The sequence below is a fragment of the Brevundimonas aurifodinae genome (genome assembly GCF_040195595.1).
Classification (GTDB): Bacteria; Pseudomonadota; Alphaproteobacteria; order Caulobacterales; family Caulobacteraceae; genus Brevundimonas; species Brevundimonas aurifodinae.
Window position 1 is genome coordinate 32,171 of record NZ_JBEGDD010000012.1, and the last position, 25,859, is coordinate 58,029.

Here is a 25,859-nt window from a genome sequence, read left to right on the forward strand (position 1 = left end):
ATGCGAGTAGAATCAGGCCCGCCACGGTGAACACGTTCTTCATTTGAAAACTCCGTATGATGATGAGTGAGTTGAGTTCGTTGAACACGCCCGCCTATCGAGGTGGCGGGTCATCGCCTTCAACGAGCACTGACATCAATCCCAGGCAGGAGGCCGAATAGGACACACGTTGGAACACAGTCACCTTATCCACTACTGGAGGAGACAAGACCAGCGCGTGGCAGATGACAGCGCACTCTGCCGAGCAGGGCGGTCCACCCTTTCCCGGAACCATGTCCGCGCAGTTTTCAACGGACATGCCCTGCATGGCCGACGCGGGCGCAGCGATGCTGACTGACGAAACCATCAGCAAGGCGAAAACCGCGAGAGCGGCACCAATCAGTGGGGCGATACAGCAGAAGATCGGCTTCATCTCAGATCGACTCGTGAGTCCCCATCCTACGCCGCCAACCGGGCCTGAGTTACCTCAGCGGCTGAAGGGTAGTCTCGGCGTCCGCTAACCACCCACGGCGACCTCCGACGACAAACGTCCCGCCCCTGTGCGACCAGTGCGCGACGAGCAACCCGGCGATGCTGCCAGCAATCGAAAGGGCCGGGCGAGGTGTTCCCTGCCCGGCCCAACTCGCTCAGATCCCGCTCAAGCAGCGGGCGACCGCGTCGCCCGCGTTAGCGCGCCAGCATGCCTCAGCCCCCGAACAGGGTGCCGACCCATTCGCGGACGGCGGTCTCGTCGGCGGGATTGCCGGTGTAGGCCAGGCCCTGGGCCGGGGTGAAGGGCTGGTTGTTGCCGCGCTGGCGGCTGGTCCAGGCCTTGTGGCCGTAGCTGAGGTCCGAATAGTTCGACGGCAGGCGCATGACGGTCGGTTCGATGAAGATCGAATCGGTCGCCGTGGTCGAGCCGGCGATGCGGACGTTCGGCAAGCGAACCAGAAGGTCCAGCGTGTCCAGGCAACCGCCCGAGCAGCCGGCGTCGACCAGGACCACGACCGGGCCCTGGACGGGGTTGGGCGCGCCCGTGTCCGGCACCGCGGGACGGCCGGCCAGGGTGAATATCTGCTGACCGGCGGCGAGCGCGGCGTCGAACGCCTCGACGATGGCCTGGGTCTGTTCGATGACCGGAGTGTTCTCCTGAACGAACAGGGGATCGGCCCGCATCCGGCCCAGGGTGTCGGCGTACCACTGGCGATTGCCGGCGGTGGCGCGATAGGTGATCTCGCCGGCGGCCGGCTGGCGGCTGACGGTGAACTCGGGCGTCCAGATGCGGTTGGCCAGGCCATAGCCGCGCGCGGTCGAGGTGAAGGCCGAGGTCCCGGCGGCGGCGCGCAGGTCCAGCACGAAGCCCTGGGGTCCGCGCAGGGCGGCGGCCTGGTTTTCGACCAGGCTGTTGAAGGCGCTCCAGCCGGCGCTGTCGGCGAAGGAATGGACATGGACCCACGGGCGGCCGTTCACGGTCTCGACGTTCAGCGGCGTGGCGGGCGGCATGTAGACGGTGGCGCGGTAGGCGGCCTCGAGATCACCGGCCACCAGCGGGATGGGACGCAGATCGATGGCGCGGGCGCGGCCCCGACCGCCGCGCTGGAACTCGCAGGTCGAGGGCAGGCCCGAGACGAAGGGGTTGTTGCGGTTCCACAGCAGGTAGGGGGCCGAGGTCACGCGACCGGACTCGGTCTCCAGGTTGCCTTCCCACTTGTCGAGCTTGCCGCGGGCGTATTCCTCGATCGGGGTCAGGTTGCAGCTGACCACGACGTCGCCGACGCGGGGCGCGTTGCGGACGCCCGGCTTCACATAGGTGACCTCATAGCGGCCGTTGCGCCAGCCGGTGGCGACGCCGGGCCAGCTGATGCCGAAATAGGGGCCCAGACCCTCGAACGTCGGCCGGATGGAGATGTTGGAATCGCGGAAGCCGGCGCCGTAGTAGCGCATCAGATAGGCGTGGGCGTCGCCGGAGTTGACCTGGCCGATGCGGCCTTGGGCGTCCGTCAAGCCGGCGTCGATCCAGGCACGGAAGGTGTCGCCCGCCGCGCCGGGGATGACTGCGGCCGGGTGGTTGGCGCGCAGCTCGTCGCGCGCGGCCACGAGGTCGGTCTGGGCCAGGGCGCGGAAGTCCTGAGCGGACGCGACGGACGCCGTGAGCAGGAGGGCGGTCGCCGAGACGGCGGTCAGGAAGCGGTTCATTGGCGAACTCCAGGCCAGTCAGTCGAAGGGGTCGGCGAGGGTTAAAGCCGATCAAGGGCGACCTTGCCAACCCAGAACGGCGATCATGTGACGGTTCGCCTGAACGGGGAATGGTCGCGGCGTTCATCCATGCCCCCTGCCCGGGCCCGGCGGCGCAGGTATGGACCGACGGCGCGCCACCGCCTACGAACCGGCCCATGTTCGACAAGATCCTGATCGCGAACCGGGGCGAGATCGCCGTCCGCATCATCAAGACCGCCCGACGGATGGGCATAGCGACGGTCGTCGTCCACTCCGACGCCGACGCCGGGTCGATGGCCGTGGAAATGGCCGACGAGGCGATCCACATCGGCCCGTCGCCCACCGCCGAGAGCTATCTGGTGCAGGACAAGATCGTGGAGGCGGTGCGTCGTTCGGGCGCGCAGGCGGTGCATCCCGGATTCGGCTTCCTGTCCGAGAACCCTGTCTTCGCGCGGCGGCTGGAGGCCGAGGGCATCGCCTTCATCGGTCCGAACCCCGGGGCCATCGAGGCCATGGGCGACAAGATCACGTCCAAGAAATTCGCCGCCGAGGCGGGCGTTTCGACTGTGCCGGGCCACATGGGCCTCATCGAGACCACCGACCACGCCGTCGAGATCGCGCGCCAGATCGGCTATCCGGTGATGATCAAGGCCTCGGCCGGCGGCGGCGGCAAGGGCATCCGCGTCGCCCATTCCGATGACGACATGGCCGAGGGCTTCGCCGCGGTGAAGGCCGAGGCCCAGACCGCGTTCGGCGACGACCGGGTCTTCCTGGAAAAGTTCATCATCGACCCGCGCCACATCGAGATCCAGGTGCTGGGCGACAAGCATGGGAACATCGTCCACCTGTTTGACCGCGAGTGCTCGATCCAGCGGCGGAACCAGAAGGTCATCGAGGAGGCCCCCTCCCCCCTGCTGGATGAGGCCACGCGCGAAGCCATGGGAGCCCAAGCCGTCGCCCTGGCGCGGGCAGTCAACTACGACTCGGCCGGAACGGTGGAGTTCGTGGCGGGTCAGGACCGCAGCTTCTTCTTCCTGGAGATGAACACCCGGCTGCAGGTCGAGCATCCGGTGACGGAGCTGATCACCGGCGTCGATCTGGTCGAACAGATGATCCGTTCGGCGGCAGGCGAGCGCCTGCCTTTCACGCAAGGACAGCTGGCCATCAACGGCTGGGCCATCGAGAGCCGCATCTACGCAGAGGACCCTTATCGCGGCTTCCTGCCCTCCATCGGCCGCCTGGTCCGCTACGAGCAGCCCGAGGAAGGCGAGCAGGACGGCTACACGGTGCGGAACGACTCGGGCGTCCGCGAAGGCGACGAGATCTCGATGTTCTACGACCCCATGATCGCCAAGCTGAACACCTGGGCCCCGACCCGGATCGCGGCGGTGGACGGCATGCGCCGGGCGCTGGAGGATACCCATCTGGCGGGCGTGGGGCACAATGTGCCGTTCCTGGCAGCGGTGATGGACCAGGAGCGGTTCCGCTCGGGCGCCCTGTCGACCAGCTACATCAGGGACGAGTTCCCGGACGGCTTCCGGGGCGCGGAGCCGGACCGGCGCCGGCTGGACGTCATGATCGCAGCGGCCTGCGCCATGAACGAGATCATGGCCGAACAGGCGGGCGATCCGTCGGAGCGTACGGACTGGATCGTGCTGGTCGACCGCGACGCCCACGGGGTGTCGCTGGGCTACGACGAGGACGAGGTTCTGGCGCTTGAGCTGGCGGGCGAGGACCGGGTTCTGCGCCTATCCGACATCGACTGGCGGCCGGGGCTGGCGCAGTTCCGCGCCGTCCTGGACGACCAGGCCTTCACCGCCGAGGTCGCCCGCACCGCCGACGGTTGGACCGTGCGCTCGGGTGCGGCGAAGGCCCGGGTGCGGGTGTTCACCCCGCGTCAGGCCGAACTGTTCGCCCGCCTGCCCGAGAAGGCGGCGGCCGACACCTCCAAGCTGATCCAGTCGCCGATGCCGGGGCTGGTGGTGTCGATCGCCGTCGCCGTGGGCCAGGAGGTCAAGGCCGGCGAGACCGTCGCCATCATCGAGGCCATGAAGATGCAGAACATCCTCAAGGCCGAACGCGACGGCGTGGTGAAGACCGTGGCGGCCAAGGCGGGCGACCCGGTGGCAGCGGATGACGTGCTGGTGGAGTTCGGCTGAGGCGGCTCAGGCCGCGAGAACCGAGTCGAGGGCCGCCTTTCGCAGGGCCAAGGCCAAAGGGGCGTCCACGGCCCGCGCGGTAGACATCGCGCCGATCAGCAATATGAGCCGGCGCGTCGCCTCGACCTCTCGGTCGGCCGGTCCAACGTCGAGCGTTTCTGCGACCGCCGCGATCATGCGATCCATTCCGCGCGTAAAGACCGCGCGCGTCCCGTCGGGGGCCCAGGCGATCTCGGAGCTCAGCGCGGCCGCGGGGCAGCCGAACCCCGGGTTCAGCAGGTGGTCATCGGACAGATAGAAGCGGGCGAAGGCCTCGAAGCCCCGGCGTCCCTCGGCTGGCGGCGGGTCGGCAATGACGGTCAGCATCTGATCGAACGCGGCGTCCAGGCAGGCCTGGACCAGGGCGTCCTTGGTCTGGAAATGCCGATAGAAGCCGCCGTGCGTGCGACCCGCAGCGGCCATGACCTCGGCCACGCTGGTTCCCTCGATGCCGCGTTCTCGGATCATCCGCGCCCCGGTCTGGACGATCAGATCGCGGCCCTCGGCCGTGGCTTCCCTCGATTTGCGCATGATGCAGCGTAGCGGCTTGAAAAGATGATGACCATACTCTAAAAGAAAATGACGTTCATCATCTAAATGGATTTACAGATGTCTCTTCGCCGTTTGGCCGCCCTGCGAGACGTCCTCGCGCGATTTGCGGAGGCGCTCGATCGCCGGCCCGAGGATGACCTGCGCGACGACCTGGATGGGCTGGCGCGCCGGATCGAGCGGCTGGAAGCGCGCAACGTCGACGCGGCATCCGAACAAGGGGCGGGCGCGTGAGCCGGCCCCTGATCCTGGTCACGGGCGCGACGGGCAAGACCGGCGGAGCCGTCGCGCGCCAGCTCCGGGGGCTGGACTGGCCCGTACGGGTTCTGGTGCGCAGCGCCGACGCGCGGGCCCGCGTCCTCGCCGACCTGGGCTGCGAGGTTCAGGTCGGGGACCTGTTCGATCCCGCAGTGATGCAGACGGCCATGCGCGGCGTCGGCCGGGCCTATCTGGTGCCGCCGTTCGACCCCCGCATGATCGAGGCGGCCGACCTGTTCCTGAGGGCGGCGCAGGAAGCCCGGCTGGAGTCCACCGTCGCCCTCGGACAGTGGCTGGCGTGCGAGCGGCACCCGGCGTTCGAGACGCGCCAGCTTTGGCAGATGGAGCAGAGGCTGAGAGGACTGAGCCTGGGTGTGACCCTGGTCGCGCCGGGCTTTTTCGCCGACAACTATCTGAGGCTGATCAATTTCGCAGCACAGCTGGGCGTGCTGCCGTCGCTGACCGGGAACAGCCTGAATGCGCCTCCGTCGAACGAGGACATCGCCGCTGTGATCGTCGGGGCCCTGATCGATCCCGACCGCCATGCAGGACGCGCCTATCGACCGACCGGACCCCAACTCCTGTCGACAGCCGGCATGGCGAAAGAGGTCGCGACGGCGCTGGACCGCGGTGTGATGCGGTTCGAGATGCCGATGTGGCTCTTCCTGAAGGCCGCGCGCATGCAAGGCGTGCCGGCGGCGGAACTCAGCGGGTTCCGCCACCGGGTGAGGGATCACAAACAGGGCGCTTTCGCCTTTCACGGCTTGACCGATCACGTCGAACGGGTGACGGGTCGACCGCCTGAAGCCTTCGGAGCCACCGCCCGGCGCTATGCCGCCCTGCCCGAGGCCCGCGTGACCTTCGCCTCGCGCACGGGGGCCTTTCTCGACTTCATGCGCACGCCGATAGCCCCGGGCTACGATCTGGCACGGTTCGAGCGCGACGCCGGGGTCGTCGCGCCCGCCAAGGCCCGGTATGCGATGCAGGATCCGGTCTGGAAGGCCTCGCGCGAACGGCTGGCGCGGGACGCGGTGCTGACGGCCTGACCCTGCGGGAGGGCCCGCCTAGAACGCGCTCTCGCCCGTGATCGCCCGCCCGAGGATCAGGGCATGCACGTCGTGCGCGCCTTCGTAGGTGTTGACGGTCTCCAGGTTCATGGCGTGGCGCATGACGTGGAGTTCGCCGGTGATGCCGGCGCCGCCATGCATGTCGCGGGCCTCGCGCGCGATGGCCAGGGCCTTGCCGCAGTTGTTGCGCTTCATCATCGAGATGGCTTCGGGCACGAAGGCACCGGTGTCGAGCAGGCGGCCGAGCGCATAGGCCCCCTCGAAGCCGAGGGCGATGTCGGTCGACATGTCGGCCAGCTTCTTCTGCACCAGCTGGCGTGACGACAGCGGGCGGCCGAACAGCATGCGCTCGGCGACATAGTCGCGGGTGGCGTGCAGGCAGAACTCGGCGGCACCCATGGCCCCCCAGGCGATGCCGTAGCGGGCCTTGTTCAGGCAGGAGAAGGGGCCGCGCAGGCCCTTGACGCCCGGCAACAGGTTGTCCTCTGGCACAAAGACGTCGTTCAGGCCGATGTCGCCGGTGATGGAGGCGCGGAGCGACAGCTTGTCGCCGATCTTGCCGGTGGTGAAGCCGTCGAAGTCGCGCTCGACGATGAAGCCGCGGATGACGTCATCAAGCTTGGCCCAGACGATGGCCAGGTCGGCGATGGCGGAGTTGGTGATCCAGTATTTGCCGCCGTTCAGGCGGTAGCCGCCCTCGACCTTGACCGCCTTGGTCTTCATCGAGGCGGGGTCGGACCCCCCGTCGGCCTCGGTCAGGCCGAAGCAGCCGATCAGCTCGCCCGCCGCCATCCGGGGCAGGAAGCGCATGCGCTGTTCCTCAGAGCCGAAGGCGTAGATCGGATACATGGCCAGCGACGACTGGACCGACATGGCCGAGCGATAGCCGCTGTCGATCGCCTCGATCTCGCGCGCGATCAGGCCATAGGCGACGTGGCTGGCGCCCGCGCCGCCGTACTGTTCGGGCAGCATGGCGCCGAGGAAGCCCATCTCGCCCATCTCGGTCATGATGGCGCGGTCGAAGACCTCGTCCCGGAAGGCGGCGACGACGCGGGGCAGCAGCCGGTCCCGGGCATAGGACCGGGCGGCGTCACGGATCATCCGCTCGTCATCGGTCAGGCGGCCGTCGAGATCGAACGGGTCGTCCCAGCGATAGGTCTGGGTGGCATCTTGGTTCTGGGGGGAGGGGCTGCCGTCGGCCATGGGTCGGTCCTTCGTCGTTTCGTCGGCGGAATTGCCTTGGCAAGTCCACGAGAGCAAATGATATAAGATTATATCTTTTGCGCGGTCCACCGCCGCGCGCGTGTCGGTGTGAGAATGGCTGGAGCCAAGGCCATAGAGGGCAGGACGCTCGTCGAAAAGGTCGCCGCCAAGGCGTCCGGCCGCGCGGACACCCGCGCGGGCGATCTGGTGACGGCCGAAGTCGACCTGTGCTTCGCCCACGATTCGTCGGGTCCGAGGCGGTGGGGACCCATGCTGGCCGAGCTGGGCCGGGGGCTGTGGGACCCGTCGAAGGTGGTGATCGCGTCCGATCATTATGTCCCGGCGGTCGACGCCGAAAGCGCGGCGATCCTGAGCCTGACGCGACGGTTCGCGGCCGAGCATGGGGTGGGCCGGTTCTACGACATGGAGGGCATCGGCCACATGCTGCTGGCCGAACGGGGGCTGGTGCGACCGGGCATGCTGGTGGCGGGCGGCGACAGCCACACGCCGATGGCGGGGGCGTTCGGGGCCTATGCGGCGGGGTATGGCGCGACCGACATGGCGGCGATCGCGGCGACCGGTCGCACCTGGCTGCAGGTGCCGGCGACGATCCGGGTGGAGTGGCGTGGGGCGCTGAGGGGCGGCGTCACGGCCAAGGACATGATGCTGTTCCTGTGCCGCGAACTGGGCATGGACAACGCCTTCCGGGCGGTGGAGTTCGCCGGCCCGACGGTCGAGGCCATGTCCATGCCCGAGCGGCTGGTCCTGACCAATATGGCGGCCGAACTGGGGGCCGAGACCGGGGTGGTGGCCCCGGACGCGACGACCTTCGGCTGGCTGCGAGAGGCCGGAACTCCGGTCGAGGACGAGGCGGCGGCGCGGGCCTGGGCGTCGGATCCGGACGCGGACTACGAGGCCGTCCACCGGTTCGACGCGGGCGCGCTGCCGCCCATGATCGCCCTGCCTCATTCGCCCGCCAACAGCGTGGCGGTGGCCGAGGCCGAGGGCCGCCGGATCGACCAGGCCTATGTCGGGGCCTGCGTGGGGGCCAAGCTGGAGGACCTGCGGATGGCGGCGCGCGTCCTGGCGGGCCAGAGGGTCGCGGCGGGCGTGCGCCTGCTGGTAGCCCCGGCGTCTTCGCGGGTGACGGAGGCGGCGTCGCGCGACGGCACCTTGGCGACCCTGATGGCGGCGGGGGCGACCCTGATGCCGTCGGGATGCGGCGCCTGCGCGGGCATGGGAGCGGGATTGCTGGCCGACGGCGAGGTCTGCATCTCGACCACCAACCGCAACTTCAAGGGCCGGATGGGCCATGCGGGGGCGGAGGTCTATCTGGGCTCCCCCTACAGCGTTGCGGCGGCGGCGATCGCGGGCCGGATCGTCGATCCGCGCGGGTATCTGGGCCAGCGGAGGGCGGCGGCATGACCCCCTCTCCTATCGGCCGCGCCTTCGTCTTCGGCGATCAGATCGACACCGATCTGCTGGCCCCCGGCCATCGGATGAAGCTGGAGCCGGACGCGCTCGCCGCCCACTGCCTGGAGGCGGTCGATCCGACGTTCGCGAGCGCGGTGCGGCCCGGCGACTTCGTGGTGGCGGGGCTGAACTTCGGCCTGGGGTCGTCGCGTGAGCAGGCGGCGGTTTCGCTGAAGCGGCTGGGGGTGCGGGCCGTGATCGCCCGATCGTTCGCGCGGATATTCTGGCGCAACGCCATCAACCTGGGCCTGCCCGCCGTCACCCTGGCCGAGGCCGATCAAATCACCGCCGGAGACCGGCTGAGCCTCGATCTGGAGGCCGGGCGATTGACCAACGAGACCCAGGGACGGAGCTACGCCTTCGCCCCCTTCCCCGACCACCTGACGGCGATGATGCGCGACGGAGGGCTGATCGCCCATCTGAAGCGTTCCGCCCAACCCGAGACCGGAGCCGCCGCGTGAGCCTGAGAAGCCGCCTGACCCAGCCCGGCGCGCCGGTCCATGCTCCCGGAGCCTTCGACGCCCTGTCGGCCCTGCTGATCGAACAGGCCGGGTTCGAGGCCGTCTATCTGTCGGGGGCGTCGATCGCCTATACCCAGCTGGGGCGGCCGGACCTGGGGCTGGTCAGCTTCGACCATGTCGCCGATGTGGTGGCTCGCATCTGCGAGCGGGTGGACATCCCCCTGATCGTCGATGCCGACACCGGCTTCGGCAACGCCCTGAACGTCGCCCGCACGGTCAAGGTGTTCGAGCGCAACGGGGCGCGCGCGATCCAGCTGGAAGACCAGACCTTTCCCAAGCGGTGCGGCCATCTGGCGGGCAAGGGCGTCGCGTCGCTGGAGGACATGGTGGGCAAGGTCCACGCGGCGCTGGACGCCCGGCGATCCGAAGAGACCCTCATCATCGCCCGGACCGACGCCATCGCCGTGGAGGGGTTCGAGCCGGCCATGGAGCGCGCCGTCGCCTATGCCCAGGCCGGGGCCGACGTTGTGTTCGTCGAGGCGCCGGGCGATCTTGAGCAGATGAAACGGATCGTGGCGACGCTGGGCCGCACGCCCGCCATGGCCAATATGGTCGAGGGCGGAAAGACGCCGATCCTGACGCGCGATGCGCTGGGCGAACTGGGCTTCAAGCTGGTCATCAGCCCGGGGGCGCTGGTGAGGGCGCTGATTCCGGCGGCGGAAAGCTTTCTGCGCGCGCTGAAAGCCGAGGGGTCCACGGTCGGCTACAAGGACCGGATGACGGACCTCGCCGGGGTCAATGCCCGCATCGGGCTGGAAGAGATGCTGGCGCTGGGCGACCGCTATGAGCCGGAGCGGCAGGAAGCGGCCGAGTGAACCGGTCCGATCCCAACCTCTATGACCACTGGCCGTACCGGGATCGCCCGAAGATCGTCTGGCCCGGCGGCAAGGCCCTGGCCTTCTGGATCGCGCCGAACATCGAGTTCTACGAATTCGATCCGCCAGTGAACCCGTCGCGTCCCGGCTGGCCGAGGCCGGCCCCTGACGTGGTGGGGTATTCCCAGAGGGACTGGGGCAACCGGGTCGGACACTGGCGGCTGCAGGACCTGCTGGACCGGCATGGCCTGCGCGGGTCGGTGTCGCTGTCGATCGGCCTGATCGACCACCATCCGGAGATCATCGAGGCGGCCAACGCGCGGGGCTGGGAGTTCTTCAGCCACGGCATCTACAACACCCGCTACTCCTACGGCATGGACGAGGCCCAGGAGCGGGCGGTGCTGGAGGACTCGATCCGGTCGGTCGAGGCGGCGACGGGCCAGCGCATCCGGGGCTATCTGGCGCCGGCCCTGACCCATACGGCGCGAACGCTGGATCTGATCGCCGAGCACGACTTCTGGTACAGCTGCGACCTGTTCCAGGACGACCAGCCCCAGCCGCTGAAGACCCGGACCGGGCGGCTGGTGTCCATGCCCTATTCGCTCGAGGTCAACGACGTCATCGGCTATTCGGTGATGGGTCTGGACCCGTGGCGATACGCCGACATCCTGAAGCGGCATTTCGACCAGCTGCTGGCCGAGGGACGGGAATCGGGCACGGTCATGTGCATCCCGCTGCACGCCTATCTGGTCAGCCAGCCGCACCGCATCCAGGCCTTCGAGAGCGCGTTGGAGCACATCCTGGGGCACAGCGACGAGGTCTGGTTCGCCACGGGATCGGAGATCGCGGCCCACTACCGCGAGCACTGCTGGGACCAGACAGTGGCGGACATCCAGCGGCGCGGACTGGCGACGGGTGGCCATGGGTTCGACGATGCTGCCTGAGGAGCATCTGATCTATCCGCATCGACGGCGCGGCATGGACCAGTCGCTGTACGGCTGGCGGCCGGTGGCGGAGCGGCCCAAGGGACGCTGGCCGGGCGACCGGGGGCTGGCGGTCATGATCGTGATGCCGGTCGAGTGGCATATGCTCGACCCGTCGGGAAAGCCGTTCAAGCACCCCGGGGCGATGCAGACGCCCTGGCCGGATTTGAGGCACTACACGACCCGCGACTATGGCCCGCGCATCGGAGCGTATCGCTTGCTGAGGGCATTGAAGGAGGCGGGGCTAAAGGCGACGGTGCCGGTGAACGGGATCGCCCTGGAGCGGTATCGGCCGCTGGTCGAGGCGGCGCTGGAGGACGGGCACGAGATCGCGGCGCATGGCTGGTCGACGGACGCGATCCATCATTCGGGCCTGAGCGAGGACGAGGAGCGGGCGCTGGTGGGTCGGACACGCGAGGCGTTCGAGCGGGCTGGCCTGACGCCGCGAACCTGGATGAGCCCGGCCCGGCAGCAGTCGTTCCGCACCCTGCCCCTGATCGCCGAGGCGGGGTTCGACGTCTGTCTGGACTGGGAACAGGACGAGGTGCCGGTGGCGATGACGACCGACGCGGGCGTCGTCCAGGCCGTACCACTGATGAACGAGCTGGACGACCGGACCCTGCTGATCGACCGGCGTCAGACCGAGGACGCCTGGGCCGATCAGGTGCTGGAGGCTGCGGCGTTTCTGAAGGCGGCCGCGGGGGCGGACGACCGGCGGGTGTTGGGGTTCACGTTGACGAGTTATGTCGCCGGGCAGCCGTTCCGGATGAGCGCGGTGCGGCGGATGCTGGCGGGGCTGGCGGATGGTGGGGCGTGGTCGGCGACGGCGTCGGAGATCGCCCGTTGTTTGGACTCTGGCGATACCGAGTCCAAGGAGTCCAAATCCTAGGTCGCAACATCAGACTTGGACGATAAGTTTCTGATATTAAATTATTTTTGTCTTTCAGTGGTCAACACTAACCTATAGCCCAGCTCGGTACTGCGGGTGCCTAACGTCTCCTCCCCGTCGCGCAGCGATGGGGAGGAGACGGTGTTCTACTCCCCCACCGGCAGATCGCTCAGCACCTGGTTCAGTTCGATGTAGTGGCCGTCGGGGTCGTAGACGGACGAGAAATTGACCCGTATCACGCTGGCACCGTCGTAGCCGGGGTAGGTCACGATGTGCGGGGTCTCGCCGACGCGGACGCCGGGCGAGGCGATGGCGCGGGCGAAGACCTCCTCCTGGTTCTGGACGTTGAAGACCAGGACGATGTCGCCGGGATGCAGGATGCGATCGTCCTCGGCGCGGGCCGGGCGCGGCTCGCGCTCGGGCTTGGCGTATTCCATCAGGCCGATGATGCCGATGTAGTCGTCGTTGGCGCGCAGAAAGACCAGGCGGAGGGACCGCTCGGCCGCCGCATCGGTGGGGGCGTCGCGCGGGGTGCGGATGATGTTGTCGTAGATCGGGACGAGGCCGATGGCGCGGTAGAAGGCCAGAGACGCCTCCATGTCGCGGACCACCAGGGTGGTGCGACGGAAATCCAGCGGCACGCGCTGGTCGGCGGGCACGCGATCCGGCGCAGGCTCGGCGACGGCGGTGGAGGCGCAGGCGGAAATCGCCAGGGCCGTGGCCAGCATGAGGGCGCGGATCATCGGGCGGTCTCCAGGTGCTTGAGGACTTCGGCCGCCGGCAGGACATCGGCGTATTTGAGCAGCAGGTCCGTCAGGTTGGCGTAGTGGTAGCTCTCGTGCTTGTCGGCGACGCACTCGACCGGGACGATGGTCCGGTATCCGCGCGACAGGCTGTCGACGGCGGTGGCGCGCACGCAGCCCGAGGTCGAGCCGCCGGTGACGATCACCGTGTCGATCCGGTGCCAGACCAGATAGCTCTGCAGCGGGCTTTCGTGGAAGGCGGACGGCATGCGCTTGTCGAAGATCAGGTCGGTCTCGCAGTCGGGCCGGGCGCGGGGATCGAAAGCGTGGCGCGGTGACCCGAACTTGATGTTCTGCAGGCTGTCGGGCGTGTCGGTGCGGGTGCCCCAGATGCCGGCGTCGCCGCCGTCGGGTTTGTAGCAGACCCGGGTCCAGACCACGGGCAGCCCCCCTGCCCGCGCCGCATCGCTGAGCCGGTTGATCCAGTCGATCTGGTCCGGGTCGGTGACATAGGCGGATTTCGGGAACAGATCGGGGCGGGTGTAGGCCTGCTGCACGTCGATGTTCACGACCGCCGCCCGATCGCCGAAACCGAAGCCGCGACGCGCCGGATTGGCCAGAACCTCCTCATAGATCGTGCGCGCGGGCCGGTCGTCGCGGACCATGGTGGAGGCGAATGTCAGTTCCGTCATAAGCGTGACCGTGGCCTGTAAAACACGACGATGCGACGACAGGGTAGCGACGCTTGTGGGACGTCGCAAATGATATAAGGATATACCATTAGAACCGACCGATCAGAGTCGGGTTCGCCGTCATCCAGAGCCAGGAGAACCACCGATGTGTAGGTCCGCGTTGCTGTTCACGAGCGTTTCCAGCCTGATCCTTCTGTCCGCGCTTCCGGCCACGGCCCAGACCGCGCCCGCCCAGGAGCAGGCGTCGCGGATCGAGGACATCGTCGTCACGGCCCAGCGCCGCGAGCAGAACATCCAGGACGTGCCCCTGGCCGTCACCGCCTTCACCGACACCCAGCTGGAAATCGCCATCGTCGAGGACACCACCGACCTGGTGCGCGTCACGCCCAGTCTGACGGGCGGTCTGAACACCGGCACCGGCGGGGCGGTCAGCTACTTCATCCGGGGCCTGGGCTCGACCGAACAGGTCGCCACCTTCGACGTGCCGGTCGCGACCTATGTCGATGAGGTCTATGTCGCGCGTCAGATCGCCAACAACATCACCCTGCTGGACGTGGACCGGATCGAGGTCCTGCGCGGGCCGCAGGGAACACTGTTCGGACGCAACACCACCGGTGGGGCGATCTCGATCACGACGCGGAAGCCGGGACAGGATTTCCGGGGCAGTCTGGAAGCCAGCTATGGCTCCTTCGAGCGCATGCACGTCCGGGGAAACGTCAGCGGGCCGCTGAATGACAGGGTCGCAGCCGGCTTCACCTTTCTGCGGATCGACGACGACGGCTATGCCGACAGCCTCGTCACCGGTGAAGGCCTGAACGGCGAGGCGACCTGGGGCGTCCGGGGCGCGCTTCGCATCACCCCTTCGGACAACTGGGACTGGAACATCTCGGCGGACTACGTCGACCAGCAGAAGACCACGATCGGCGTGAACCCGCTCGACCCCGAATACACCAGCCGCACAGGCCTGAGGCAGGGCGAGTGCGACAACGGATCGATCAACGATTACCTGTTCCAGCGGCTCGGCAACTGCGCGCGAAACGAGGTGTCGACCGTGATTTCGAACCTCAGCCACGAGATGGACTGGGCGACGATCAGCTTCATCACGGGCTACATCAACACCTCGCAGGACTTCTCGATCGACTTCGGTCTGGGCGGCAGCCCCACGCCGTTCGGCGGCTTCACCATCTCCAACGAGGTCGACTCCAAGCAATTCTCGCAGGAGGTCAAGCTGGCCGGCGAGCACGGCCGGGTGAACTGGGTCGCTGGCCTGTTCTACTTCACCGAGGACAACTCGACCTATCAGGTCGACACCTTCGCCACCACGCCGACGGCCACATCGGCTCTGGTCCTGGGCGACCGGCTGCTGGAAAACTCGACCGACAGCTTCGCCGTCTATGCCCAGGCGGACATCGGGCTGACCGACCAGTTGATCCTGACGCTCGGCGGTCGGTACACGGACGAAGAAAAGGAGGTCGATTTCATCGACCGCACCCGCGCCAGCTATCCTGCAGGCTTCATCCCCTTCACCGGGGCCGCCACTACGCGGCCGACGACGGCAAACCTTATCGCCGCCGGTATCCCCGTCGAGCAATCGACGTCCCGGTTCACGCCGCGCGTGGCCCTGGCCTATGAGGTCAGCGACGACGTGATGGTCTTCGCCTCGGCGACCAACGGCTTCAAGTCCGGCGGCTGGAACGCCCGGGGCACGACGGCGGTCACCAACTCGGCCTTCGGGCCGGAAGAGGCCTGGTCCTACGAACTGGGCCTGCGCTCGGACCTGTTCGACGACAGCCTGCGCCTGAACCTGACGCTTTATCGTCTGGACGTCGAGGACCTGCAATTGCTGTCCGGCCAACCCCGGCCGGGCGGCGGCATCGATTTCGTGACCCGCAACGCCGGCGGACTGGAAGCCACCGGGCTCGAGGCCGAGATCACCTGGCGGCCGACCGATGCCCTCGAGATCTATGCCACAGGGTCCATCGCGGATCGCGAGTATGTCGACATCCCGCCGGTCAACGGTGCCGGCGGCGTGCCCTGCTCGTCCACGCCGGAACCCTTGAACTGCGTCACCGAGCGAGACGAGCCGGTGCGGTTCCCGGAGAGCCAGGCGACGCTCGGCGCGCGCTACACCCTGCCGACGACCTTGCTGAACGGCAGTTGGTCACTGAACGGCTCCATCAGCTATTCGGACGAATACTGGACCTCCAGCTACAACGACGCGAGGACGGTCACGGGCGTGCCGTTCGGTGGCACCACGCCGATCACCGTGCCGCTGTCGCTCACGCCCACGACGACCGTCTACAACATCGGCATCCGCTACGAGAGCCTGGACGGCGGCTGGGAAGCCTCGCTCGACTGCTCGAACTGCGGCGAGGAATACTATCTGACGTCGTCGCTGGTGGGTCTCGGCTACCCCAACGATCCGCGCCGGGTGACCTTCCGTCTGCGCCGGAACTTCTGAGGCCAAGAGGTTGCGTCGCCGGACTCTCCTGGCCGGCGGCGCGATGGGGGCGGACCTGAACGCCACCTACAGAGGGGCGCGGGCGGTGAGCTCGCGCCCCGTCTTCTTACGGAGGATACGATGATGCCCGACCGCCGCGCCGTGTTGATCGGCTCCGCCCTGGCCCCCGCCGTGATGGCCGGGGCCGCCGTGGGTCAGGCCCCGCCCTCCACCGGCCAGCTGGTGCGATGCGCCCTGTTCGTGTCGGATCTGGAGGCGTCGACCGCCTTCTATCGCGACGGGATCGGCCTGCCGGAACTGCTGTTCGAAGGGGCCTTGCAGGGCGCGCCGCTGGAGCGGCTGCTGGGTCTGGCCGAGGGCGCGGGCGTGCGGTTCCGCATCCTGAAGGCGGAGGGTCCGCCCTATGGCATGATCGCCCTGTTCCAGGTGACGGGGCAGGACCTGACGCGGGTCGAGAAGACGCAAGGATCGGTCAACATCGGCGAGGGCGTGCTGGTGTTCCACCGGCCGGACCTGGACGCCCTGGCCGCGCGGCTGGCACCCATGGGCCACGCCTTCATCGGCCCGGCGGAACGGCTGGTGGACACGCCACAGCGACGAACGGATCGCGAGGTGATGCTGCGCGACCCGGACGGGGTGCTGATCAATGTGATCGAGCGGGCCTGATACCGGTCAGGCTCCGAGCGGGTGTCGGTTCGAAGGGTTTCATCACAACGAGCACAACGAAGGCACAAAGGACACGACGAGACTGAGTGCGCGTCTAGATCGCCGACTACAAACCCATGATGCTCGGGCAGAAAAGAAGGGGCGGCTTCGCCGCCGATCTTCGTGCTCAATCTCACCGGGGCGGATCGGCCCTGCGAACGCGCGCTCGGTCCCGTCGTGTCCTTCGTGCCTTCGTTGTGCTCGTTGTGATGAACCTCTTCTACCAGGCTCGGCGCGGGCTCAACGCTCGAGCGCGATCAGCTCGTACCAGGTCTGCATGTAGCCGCCGACACCGCCCTGGAGCATGATCCCGTCGGCGTCGTCGGTGATCCAGACATCGTAGGGCGGATGCTGGCCGGCCATGCCGGAGGTGCCGTCGTCGATGAACTGAAAGTGTTTGGCGGCGAAGGTCCCGGCCCTGACCGTCACCGCCTCGCGGCCCAGGAAGACGGCGTCGATGTTGACCTCGGAGATCATCGGCGGGGTGGCGCCGCGGTGGTCGGGGCTGGGGAGCAGGACACGCAGCTTCTTCTTCTCGCCCTCGGCCCAGTCGAACAGGGCCAGCAGATAGCCGTCGGCCACGACCGGATGGGTGCCCATGCCGTCGATGGGAGCGTCCAGCGGCATGAACTGGCTGAGCCGTCCGATGGCGGGGCCATGGCTTTCGCACTCGACGCCGTCGGGCGTGAAGCGGAACCAGCCCGAGCCCATGAAGCGGTCGTCGACCGTCAGGCGGACGTGGCAGTCCATCGGCCGCCCATGCTCGTCCAGCGAATAGACGATGTCGCGCAGGACGCTGGGATGCGGCTCCTCGATCTCGCAGTGGGCGCGCAGGGTGCGCTTGCCGTCGGTATGATGGGTGAAGCGGAAATGCTCGATGCCGCGCGGCTGGTCGAGGCGCTCGGGCTTCTTCGAAGTGTACAGGATGGTGCCGGTGATGGAGCGGTGCTTCACGTCGAACCCTCTTCGGAAAAGGCGGCCAGCGGCAGGGGCCGGGCGGTGTTGGCGATCAGCGCCTGACGACGGAGAAAGCGGCGATAGCCGTCCTCGCCCATGCGGGAGGGGCCCAGGCCCGAGCATTTGAAGCCCTGTTTGGCGGCCTCGTAGAAGATGGAGGTGAGGGCGGCGTCGTTCAGGCTGATCGCCCCGGCCTCAAGCCGTCGGCCGACCGCCTCGGCCTCGTCCAGGGCGGCGGCGAAGACGGCGGCGGACAGACCGTATTCGCCGTCATTGGCCAGGGCGACGGCCTCCTCGACCGTGTCGAACGCCATGACCGGCAGGAGGGGGCCGAAGGTCTCGTCGCGCATCACGGCCATGTCGGGGGTGACCTCGGCGATGACGGTGGGCCGCAGCCACAGGCCGCCGCCGTGGGTCTCGATCTCGCCGCCGGTCAGGACGCGGGCGCCCCTCTGGCGGGCATCGGCGATCTGGGCGGACAGGATATCGACCTGGCGGTCGAAGATGATGGGGCCGATCTCTCCCACCGTGATGTCGGGCCAATTCAGGCGGGCGGCCTGCGCCTTCTCGACCAGCCGGGCCAGGAAGGCGTCGTGGATCGGTCGGGCGACATAGATGCGCTCGATCGACTGGCAGGCCTGGCCAGTGGACAGGACCGAGCCCCGCAACGCTGCGTCGGTGGCGGCGTCGAGGTCGGCACCCTCCAGCACGATCAGCGGGTCCTTGCCGCCGAGCTCCAGATAGGCGGGGATCAGGCGGCCGGCGGCCTGGACGGCGACCTTGCGGCCCGTCGCGACCGAGCCGGTGAAGCAGACGCAGTCGGCGAGGTCGACCACGGCCTGTCCGGTGATCCCGTCGCCGGGGACGAAGGCGAAGACAGCGGCGAGCTCGGGCACCTCGGCCACGGCGGCCATGACGGGAGCGATGAAGCGGGGCGTAACCTCGGACGGCTTCACCAGGACGGCGCATCCGGCCAGCAACGCCGGGACCGCATCGATCATGCCCAGAAGAAGGGGAAAGTTCCACGGGCTGACCACGCCGACGAGGGCATAGGCCTTCCAGGCGGCGGTGTGGCGCACCGACGGCAGACCCCGGCCCTGGATCCATTCCGGCGGGGCGTCGGCGGCGATGACGCGAGCCCAGGCCTCGATGGAGCCGACGACGCTGTCGATCTCAAGCCGGGCGATGCGGCGGCGGCCGGTGTCGGTCTCCAGCGCCGCACCGATGGGCTCGGCGTGGCGGCGCAGCGCCTGGGCGAAGGCGCGCAGCACCTCCAACCGGGAGGCGCCCCCCCTCGCCTCCCACCCTTGCTGGGCGGCGCGAAGGCGGGCGGCGACCTCCAAGACCTCGGCCGGGTCGAGCGCCTGACCGCGCCAGTCGTGGACGCCGGTGCGTGGGTCGCGGGCGGTGAAGCTCCTCACAGGCCCAGCACGCCGGGGTTCATGCGGTTCGTCGGATCGAGTTCGGCCTTGATCGCGCGGATCAGGCGGCGGGAGCCCTCGTCCAGGCTGTCGAGCCAGGGGTAGGTCCGGCCGATCTGGAAGTGGGCGGCGCCGATCTCGGTGAAGGCCTCGATACAGGCGGCCCGCGCCTCGGCGACGAGAGCGGTGACCTCGGGGTTCTCGCCATGGCGGGGCAGTTTGGACAGGATGTGCGGCTCCACCGTCGCCTCGTGCAGGGCGCGGCGTTCCTCGGGCCAGACGAACACGGGTTCGATCAGCAGGGCGTTTGTGGACAGGGCCGTCAGCATCATGCCCGTCTGCACTCGGCCGGCCTCGAACCGAGGCTTCAGCACCTCGAACCGGGCCATGATGGCGCGATAGGCGGCCGGGCCGTCGTGGAGCGCGACGAGGCCGTGGACCGGAACCCACCGCTCGCCGTCGGGGCCGAGCACATTGTTCAGCGGGGTGAAGGGGCTGGCGCGGACCACGCGGGGGATGGAGGCCTCGACCTCTCGACCGCCCAACCCCAGGCAGATGCGCCGCGCCTCGGCCAGATCGGCGTCGGCCCCGGCGGCGGAGCGGGCTTCGGCGGTCAGGTGGATCGACCAGTCGTCAGCCCCAAGAAAGCCGCGTCCGGCCATGGCCGTGCGGGCCGCGGCCGCCACGCCCTTCAGGCCGCCCGAGGTCGCCATGGCCCCCAGCGCCTTGATCCCCTGCACGAGAGACGCCCGCTTCAGCCGCATGGCCGACAGGGCCGGGTCGAAGCCGAACATGTCCGCCGCCACGCCGGCACGACTGATCTCGGCGGTCGCCGCCAGCGCCTGATCCGCCGTGTCGAAGGCGAAGGAACCGTGCGACTCGTGCGCGGGGCTGCGCATCAGACGCAGGGTGATCTCGGCCTTGACGCCGAGGGCCCCGCAGTCACCGCAGAACAGGCCGGTCAGATCAGGGCCGTAGTGGCGATAGAAGGCGCGCCCGTCGGCCTTGCGCCGCGCGCCCGTCGAGACCAGCCCCCCGTCGGCGAGCACGACCGTCAGGCCGACGACGCTCTCGGACGTCGTGCCCCAGTGGCCGGCGCCGAAGACGGCGTTCAGCTGGGACAGGCCGCCGCCGATGGTCGAGGACACGCCCGACAGCGGGCCCCAGAAAGGCGTCCGCAGGCCCTGGGGCTTGAGCGTTTCCAGCAGGGTCTTCCAGGTGCAGCCGGCCTCGACCGTCACCGTCATGGCCTCGGCGTCGACGTGCAGCACCCGGTCCATGCGGGACAGGTCGATCAGGGCGACGGGTCCGGCGTCCGAGGCATAGCCGCCGGTGTAGCTCATGCCCCCGCCGCGCGGGGCGACAGGCAGGTTGAGCCGCGCGGTCTCGGCCAGCGCGCGCGACAGGCCGTCGGTGTCGGCAGGGCGCAGGATGGCGACGGGGCGGCGGCCTACCTTCCAGATGTCCTGGCCGTAGAGGTCCAGCAGGCGGGGATCGGTCAAGACGACATCGGGGCCGAGCGACGCGCGGAGGCTGTCGGCGGGGGACGGGCGGGACAGGTCGTCGGCAGGGCTCATAGCGGTTTCCACAGACCGAGGAGGGCCGCCGCCAGAAGCAGCAGCCAGATGAGGAGGACGGCGGGGCGGGTGACCGCCAGAGACCGGGCGATGCGGGCGTCGGCGTCCGCCTGTCCGGCGGCGAGGGCACCCAGGGCCGGGCCGAGGTCGGCGGTCAGGCGGCGGACCAGGAGGCCTGTCAGGACGCAGGCCGCCAGGATCAGCAGCTTCAGGTTCAGGAACAGGGGCCAGCCGGTCGCCCCGGCCAGACCTGCCAGTCCGCCCGCGCCCAGCAATGCCGCCGCCGTCCAGCGCAGGCCGAGATCGAACCGACGCAGGCCGGACGTCGGCGCTGCGTGCTTCAGATGGATGCGCCAGGCGAGGCCCAGCCAGACCAGACCCGCAGCCCAGGCGGCCACGATCCAGACCGGCTCCAGCGCCAGCCAGCCGCGCGCCACCGCGAGGGTGAACCCCGTGGGAAAGGCCAGGATCAGGGCGGTGCGTGGCGCCATGTCGACGTCGCCCAGCAGCCCTGCCGCGCCGAGACGGGCGGCGCGGTCCCTCGTCGGATCGGCGATCAGGTACGACGCCACGAACGCGCCGAGGTCGCCCCCCAGCCAGTAGACCAGGATCAGGACATGCAGCAGGAGAAGGAGCGCGTCGGCCAAGGCGTCGTCCGCAAATGATCTATTTCTATATCATTTGCTGGAGGGGCGGTTGGCAAGCGCAATCGGCCGTCAGGTCCAGCCTTCGGTGCCCGACTGGCGCTGGGACTTCATGTGATACTGGAAGCGATCGGGCCGGTAGTGACCGACGATCATCTGGACCGGAGCCCCGTCGGCACCGATCATGGTCCGCTCGATCTTGAGCACCGGCGAGCCCGAGGGCACGTCCAGACAGGCGGACACGGTGGGCGAGGCCGAGGCGGCGGTGATCCACTGTTCGGCCTCAACAGCCCCCGCCCCCGCCCGCTCCAGCAGCATCAGCAGCGGCGTGGAGCGCAGTTCCTCGATCGAATAGCGGCCGGCGATGACCGAGGGGACATAGGTCGTCAGATAGGAGAAGGGCTCGCCCTGAAGCTTGCGCAGGCGCACGGCCCGCTGAACCGTCGCGCCGGGTTCGAGCTTCAGCCGGGCGGCGACCAAAGCGTCGGCGGGTTCGTCGGCCACCTCCAGCAGCTCGACCTCGGTCGCCAGACCCATGGACCTCAGCGAGGAGATCAGGGTCTCGAACGAGCCCGACACCATCGGAATGACGCCACCGAGGGTGACGATGGTCCCGCGACCCCGATGGCGGGTGACCAGATTGTTGGCGGCGAGTTCGTTCAGGGCGCGCTTGACCGTGATGCGCGACACGTCGAAGGCGCGGGCCAGCTCCTGCTCGCCCGGCAGGGTCGATCCCTCGGCGTATATGCCCGACTGGATCCGCTCGCGCAGGACCAGATAGACCTGATGATACAGCGGCGTCGGCAGGGTCCCGTTCAGCAGCCCCGCATAGTCCCCGCCGATGTCCGAAGCGCCGTCGGCCAAATGACCTATTCCTATACCAACTGAGTCCGCGCTAGGCATAGGACGATCCGCACGGAGCGCGCAATGTCCGACCCATCACCCTACATCGCCCTCGCCTTGCAGACGACCTGCTTCGCCGTCAACGGCGATGCCGACGCCCGCGCCGCTCGGCCGCGGATGGCGGAGGCCATTCGTCGGATCGGCGGACAGATCGCGGCGTCCAAACGCTTCATCGGACCCGACGTGCGGCTGGTGGTTCTGCCCGAATATTTCCTGACGGGTTTCCCGATGGGCGAGCCGACGGCGGTATGGGCCGAGAAGGCCTGTCTGGCCCCCGACGGCGCGGAATACCGGGCGCTGGGCGAGGTGGCGCGGGCCAATGACGTCTTTCTGGCCGGCAACGCCTATGAGACCGACGCGCATTTTCCGGGGCTGTATTTCCAGTGCAGCTTCGTGATCGCCCCGGCGGGCCAGGTCGTGCTGCGGTACCGGCGGCTGGTGACCCTTTTCGGACCCAGCCCCTATGACGTGTGGGATCACTATATCGCCCGCTACGGGCTGGACGGGGTGTTTCCAGTGGCGGACACCGAGATCGGGCGGCTGTCGGCGATCGCGTCCGAGGAAATCCTGTATCCGGAGATCGCGCGCGCCCATGCCGTTCGGGGCGCGGAGGTCTTCGTCCATTCTTCCAGCGAGATCGCAGCGGCCCTGACCACACCCAAGAACGTGGCGAAACAGGCTCGCGCCATCGAGAACCTGGCCTATGTCGTCAGCGCCAACTCGGCGGGCATCGAGGGCATCGCCATCCCCAAGGCCTCGACCGACGCCTCGTCCAAGGTCATCGACTTCCGCGGCCTGGTGCTGGCCGAGGCCGGCTATGGCGAGAGCATGGCGGGCTACGCCGAGATCGATGTCGCGGCCCTGCGCCGGTATCGCCGCCGACCGGGCATGCCCAACATCCTGTCGCGGCAGCCGATGCACCTGTGGACCCAGGCCTATGCCGGGGTCGACATCCAGCCGCGCAACACCCTGCTGGACGGCTCCGGCGGGCTGAACGTGCCCACGCCGGCCTTCTACGCCCAGCGGCAGCGGGCAGTGATCGACAAGCTGGCGGACGCCGGCCTCATCTGACCGGTGTTCACCGTGTTCTGACGGTTACGGTCCAACAGCGCGTCGGCTCTTCCGCGCGAGGTCGTTACATTACAGCGTTGACGCCGGGCGAACACGGCCCATAGTCAAATGATCTATAAGTATATCATTTGGCCAATCGGAGGGGCTGGTTATGATGTCGCAGACCAATCGTGCTCATGGAACCCGGACGGTGATACTCGCCGGCGTCGCCTTCGCCGCCTTGGCTTCGGTCGCGGCCCCGGCCTCGGCGCAGGACGCTCCGGGCGGCCAGGAGGCCAGCGCGGTCGAGGATATCGTCGTCACCGCCCGCCGTCGGGAAGAAGCCCTGCAGGACGTGCCGATCGCGGTGACCGCCTTCACCGAAGAGGCCCTGCAGAACCAGCAGATCGAGGATCTGATCGACGTCGCCCGCTATACGCCCGGGGTGCAGATCCAGCAGGCGTTCGGCCGCGACGGCGATCGCCCGGTGATCCGGGGCGCGTCCAACATCCTGACCGGCGACGGCAAGGTCGGCATCTTCCTGGACGGCGTGCCGTGGTTCGGTGACTTCTCGACCCTGGACCTGGACCTGGCTCAGCGCGTCGAAGTGATCCGGGGCCCGCAGTCGGCGGTCTATGGCCGGGGCACCCTGTCTGGCGCAATCAACGTGGTCACCCGCCGTCCCGGCGACGACTACAGCGGCCGGATGAACTTCACCGTCGGCAGCGACGAGAGGCTCGACATCTCGGGCGTCATCTCGGGCCCGATCACCTCGAACCTGGGCGGCATGTTCGGCTTTTCCAGCAATGAGGTCGAGGGCCAGTACCAGAACACCGTCGGCCTGCGCGAGCGGCTGGGCAGCCAGAAGACGCGCGGCTTCTACGGCGGCCTGTTCTTCGAGGCGGGGGATGTCGACGCCTCGATCCGCTACTTCCGCAACGACGATCGCGATTCGCATTTCCCGATCTCGCTGCTGCCGGCGGCCGCCAACAACTGCTTCCTGACCACCCGGCCGTATTACTGCGGCGAGATTCCGGTGCCGACCAGCTATGCGCTGAACACCGATCAGATCCTGGTGCCCGGGATCGTGCGCGAGGGCGAACGCTGGGTCGCCGACGTGAACTGGGACATCGCCGGCTCGGGCTATGTCCTGTCCTATCTGGGCGGTCAGAACGACGTCTATGAGTCGGCCGGCTACGACGGGACCTACGACGCGCGCGACTTCTTCGTGCTCGGCGCGGGTTGCCCCTTCATCCCGATCGCGAACCGGTTCTGCCCCCGCTCGGCCTTCTACGACACCTCGGCGTCGGATCGGTCGACCCAGACCCATGAGCTGCGGCTGTCCAGCCCCGGAGACAACCGCTTCCGCTGGAGCCTGGGCTACTACACCGCCGAGGACGAGCTGACGCCGCTGGCCAAGTATCTGGAGGTGACGGAGGTCGGCTTCGACGTCCTGGGGGCGATCAATCTGGTGGAGACCGAGGCCTGGTTCGCCAGCGCGGACTTCGACTTCACCGAGGATCTGACCCTGACGCTGGAGGTGCGGCACCAGGAGGACCAGATCACCTCGACCAACCAGACCTATGTCGCGTCGCAGTATTTCGGACCGGAAGTCTTCGCCCGGGTGCGCAGCCCCAATCCAAACGCCGTCGTCGGCACGCCGGGCACGCGCAACACCTCGTTCGACGCCACCCTGCCCCGCGTGACCCTGACGTGGGAGCCGTCGCCCGAACTGACGCTGTACGCGCAGTACGCCCAGGGCAACTCGCCCGGCGGCTTCAACGACCCGGCCGCGCCGATCACCACCTACGAGGAAGAGACCCTCACCAACTACGAGATCGGGGCCAAGACCCGGATGTTCGGGTTCGATTATCTGAACGCCTCGCTGTTCTTCAACAGCTACGAGGACCAGGTCCTGACCAACACCTTCGTGGCGTTGACCGCGATCCAGAGCTACCGGGCCAACATCGGCGAGACGGAGCTGAAGGGGCTGGAGCTGGAGGGCGGCTATAGCCTGACGGACAACATCCGGGCCCGGTTCACCTATTCCTACATCGACGCCGAGATCGTCGAGGGCGTGGACGGCGACCAGGCCGTGCTGCTGCTCGGTCGGACCTGCATCCTGGGCACGGCCAACAACCTGGACGGTCCCGGTTGTCGCGCCGCCGGCGACATCTCGGGCAAGGAGCCGCCGCTGGTGTCGCGCCATCTGGGAAGCGCCGGCATCCGCTGGGACGGTGACACGATGGACAACGGCTGGAACCTGTTCGCCTCGGCCGACCTGACCTATCGCGGCGAGTTCTTCGAGCAGGTCCATAACAACATCACCATCCCGGCCTCGACCCGCGTCGACCTGCAGGTGGGGGTCCAGAACGACAATCTGCGCCTGTCGATCTGGGGCAAGAACGTGGGCGACGACGACGCGCCCGTGGGGGTTCTGCGCTACGTCGATTTCATCGCTCCGAACGGACCGGCGGGGGTTCGCCCGCGCGCCTTCGGCGTGACCCCCGGCGAACTCAGCAGCTACGGCGTGACCCTGAGCGCCCGCTTCTGA

22 protein-coding genes are annotated in these 25,859 nt (G+C 68.4%); 12 read left to right on the top strand and 10 right to left on the bottom strand.

Annotation, left to right across the window (positions count from 1 at the left end; translation table 11 throughout):
- Positions 1–684 precede the first annotated feature (684 nt).
- Complete coding sequence (locus tag ABN401_RS13605) at positions 685–2,175, bottom strand: hypothetical protein (RefSeq protein WP_349685401.1); 1,491 nt, start codon at positions 2,173–2,175, stop codon at positions 685–687.
- A gap of 197 nt (positions 2,176–2,372) precedes the next feature.
- Between ABN401_RS13605 and ABN401_RS13610 the strand changes: the two genes are divergently transcribed.
- Positions 2,373–4,355: an acetyl-CoA carboxylase biotin carboxylase subunit gene (locus ABN401_RS13610; RefSeq protein WP_349685402.1), complete on the top strand. Its 1,983-nt coding sequence runs from the start codon at positions 2,373–2,375 to the stop codon at positions 4,353–4,355.
- 6 nt (positions 4,356–4,361) lie between these two features.
- Here the strand turns inward: ABN401_RS13610 and ABN401_RS13615 are convergent, their stop codons facing one another.
- Entirely contained in the window at positions 4,362–4,925 is a 564-nt protein-coding gene (locus tag ABN401_RS13615) for a TetR/AcrR family transcriptional regulator (protein ID WP_349685403.1), read from the bottom strand.
- Between the two features lie 78 nt (positions 4,926–5,003).
- Here ABN401_RS13615 and ABN401_RS13620 point away from each other — a divergent pair, with 78 nt between their 5' ends.
- Positions 5,004–5,177: a hypothetical protein gene (locus tag ABN401_RS13620; RefSeq protein WP_349685404.1), complete on the top strand. Its 174-nt coding sequence runs from the start codon at positions 5,004–5,006 to the stop codon at positions 5,175–5,177.
- Positions 5,174–6,247 (top strand): NmrA family NAD(P)-binding protein, encoded by a 1,074-nt coding sequence (locus ABN401_RS13625; protein WP_349685405.1) that lies wholly within the window; start codon positions 5,174–5,176, stop codon positions 6,245–6,247. The genes ABN401_RS13620 and ABN401_RS13625 overlap by 4 nt, the downstream gene beginning before the upstream one ends.
- 18 nt (positions 6,248–6,265) lie before the next feature.
- On the opposite strand, the gene ABN401_RS13630 is transcribed toward ABN401_RS13625, so the two are convergent.
- On the bottom strand, positions 6,266–7,471 hold the full coding sequence (locus ABN401_RS13630; protein WP_349685406.1) for an acyl-CoA dehydrogenase: 1,206 nt from the start codon (positions 7,469–7,471) through the stop codon (positions 6,266–6,268).
- A gap of 114 nt (positions 7,472–7,585) precedes the next feature.
- Between ABN401_RS13630 and ABN401_RS13635 the strand changes: the two genes are divergently transcribed.
- The 5 genes from ABN401_RS13635 to ABN401_RS13655 are packed head-to-tail and all read left to right on the top strand — an operon-like array spanning position 7,586 to position 12,152.
- Positions 7,586–8,896, top strand: a complete 1,311-nt coding sequence (locus ABN401_RS13635) for an aconitase/3-isopropylmalate dehydratase large subunit family protein (protein WP_349685407.1) — start codon at positions 7,586–7,588, stop codon at positions 8,894–8,896.
- The gene (locus ABN401_RS13640) at positions 8,893–9,405 is read left to right on the top strand and encodes a LeuD/DmdB family oxidoreductase small subunit (RefSeq protein WP_349685408.1); all 513 of its coding nucleotides are present in this window, start codon (positions 8,893–8,895) and stop codon (positions 9,403–9,405) included. The genes ABN401_RS13635 and ABN401_RS13640 overlap by 4 nt, the downstream gene beginning before the upstream one ends.
- On the top strand, positions 9,402–10,280 hold the full coding sequence (locus tag ABN401_RS13645) for an isocitrate lyase/PEP mutase family protein (protein WP_349685409.1): 879 nt from the start codon (positions 9,402–9,404) through the stop codon (positions 10,278–10,280). The genes ABN401_RS13640 and ABN401_RS13645 overlap by 4 nt, the downstream gene beginning before the upstream one ends.
- Entirely contained in the window at positions 10,277–11,224 is a 948-nt protein-coding gene (locus tag ABN401_RS13650; protein WP_349685410.1) for a polysaccharide deacetylase family protein, read from the top strand. Before ABN401_RS13645 ends, ABN401_RS13650 begins: the two co-directional genes overlap by 4 nt.
- Positions 11,202–12,152, top strand: coding sequence for a polysaccharide deacetylase family protein (locus ABN401_RS13655; protein ID WP_349685411.1), 951 nt, complete (start codon positions 11,202–11,204; stop codon positions 12,150–12,152). The genes ABN401_RS13650 and ABN401_RS13655 overlap by 23 nt, the downstream gene beginning before the upstream one ends.
- A gap of 146 nt (positions 12,153–12,298) precedes the next feature.
- On the opposite strand, the gene ABN401_RS13660 is transcribed toward ABN401_RS13655, so the two are convergent.
- Positions 12,299–12,895 carry a VOC family protein gene (locus ABN401_RS13660; RefSeq protein WP_349685412.1) on the bottom strand — a complete coding sequence of 199 codons (597 nt, stop codon included), beginning with the start codon at positions 12,893–12,895 and terminating at the stop codon, positions 12,299–12,301.
- Complete coding sequence (locus ABN401_RS13665; protein ID WP_349685413.1) at positions 12,892–13,587, bottom strand: isochorismatase family protein; 696 nt, start codon at positions 13,585–13,587, stop codon at positions 12,892–12,894. Before ABN401_RS13665 ends, ABN401_RS13660 begins: the two co-directional genes overlap by 4 nt.
- A gap of 145 nt (positions 13,588–13,732) precedes the next feature.
- On the opposite strand from ABN401_RS13665, the gene ABN401_RS13670 reads away from it, so the two are divergent.
- Positions 13,733–16,048, top strand: a complete 2,316-nt coding sequence (locus tag ABN401_RS13670) for a TonB-dependent receptor (RefSeq protein WP_349685414.1) — start codon at positions 13,733–13,735, stop codon at positions 16,046–16,048.
- 123 nt (positions 16,049–16,171) lie between these two features.
- On the top strand, positions 16,172–16,714 hold the full coding sequence (locus tag ABN401_RS13675; protein WP_349685415.1) for a VOC family protein: 543 nt from the start codon (positions 16,172–16,174) through the stop codon (positions 16,712–16,714).
- Positions 16,715–16,993: 279 nt separating this feature from the next.
- Here the strand turns inward: ABN401_RS13675 and ABN401_RS13680 are convergent, their stop codons facing one another.
- The 5 genes from ABN401_RS13680 to ABN401_RS13700 form a co-directional block, all read right to left on the bottom strand.
- Positions 16,994–17,707: a DUF3108 domain-containing protein gene (locus ABN401_RS13680; RefSeq protein ID WP_349685416.1), complete on the bottom strand. Its 714-nt coding sequence runs from the start codon at positions 17,705–17,707 to the stop codon at positions 16,994–16,996.
- Positions 17,704–19,131, bottom strand: coding sequence for an aldehyde dehydrogenase family protein (locus ABN401_RS13685; RefSeq protein WP_349685417.1), 1,428 nt, complete (start codon positions 19,129–19,131; stop codon positions 17,704–17,706). Before ABN401_RS13685 ends, ABN401_RS13680 begins: the two co-directional genes overlap by 4 nt.
- Positions 19,128–20,708, bottom strand: a complete 1,581-nt coding sequence (locus ABN401_RS13690) for an FAD-binding oxidoreductase (RefSeq protein ID WP_349685418.1) — start codon at positions 20,706–20,708, stop codon at positions 19,128–19,130. The genes ABN401_RS13685 and ABN401_RS13690 overlap by 4 nt, the downstream gene beginning before the upstream one ends.
- Positions 20,705–21,355: a hypothetical protein gene (locus tag ABN401_RS13695; RefSeq protein WP_349685419.1), complete on the bottom strand. Its 651-nt coding sequence runs from the start codon at positions 21,353–21,355 to the stop codon at positions 20,705–20,707. Before ABN401_RS13695 ends, ABN401_RS13690 begins: the two co-directional genes overlap by 4 nt.
- A gap of 69 nt (positions 21,356–21,424) precedes the next feature.
- Positions 21,425–22,216: a GntR family transcriptional regulator gene (locus ABN401_RS13700; protein ID WP_349685420.1), complete on the bottom strand. Its 792-nt coding sequence runs from the start codon at positions 22,214–22,216 to the stop codon at positions 21,425–21,427.
- 63 nt (positions 22,217–22,279) lie between these two features.
- On the opposite strand from ABN401_RS13700, the gene ABN401_RS13705 reads away from it, so the two are divergent.
- Positions 22,280–23,326 carry a nitrilase-related carbon-nitrogen hydrolase gene (locus ABN401_RS13705; protein WP_349685421.1) on the top strand — a complete coding sequence of 349 codons (1,047 nt, stop codon included), beginning with the start codon at positions 22,280–22,282 and terminating at the stop codon, positions 23,324–23,326.
- Between the two features lie 190 nt (positions 23,327–23,516).
- Positions 23,517–25,859 carry a TonB-dependent receptor gene (locus tag ABN401_RS13710; protein WP_349685422.1) on the top strand — a complete coding sequence of 781 codons (2,343 nt, stop codon included), beginning with the start codon at positions 23,517–23,519 and terminating at the stop codon, positions 25,857–25,859.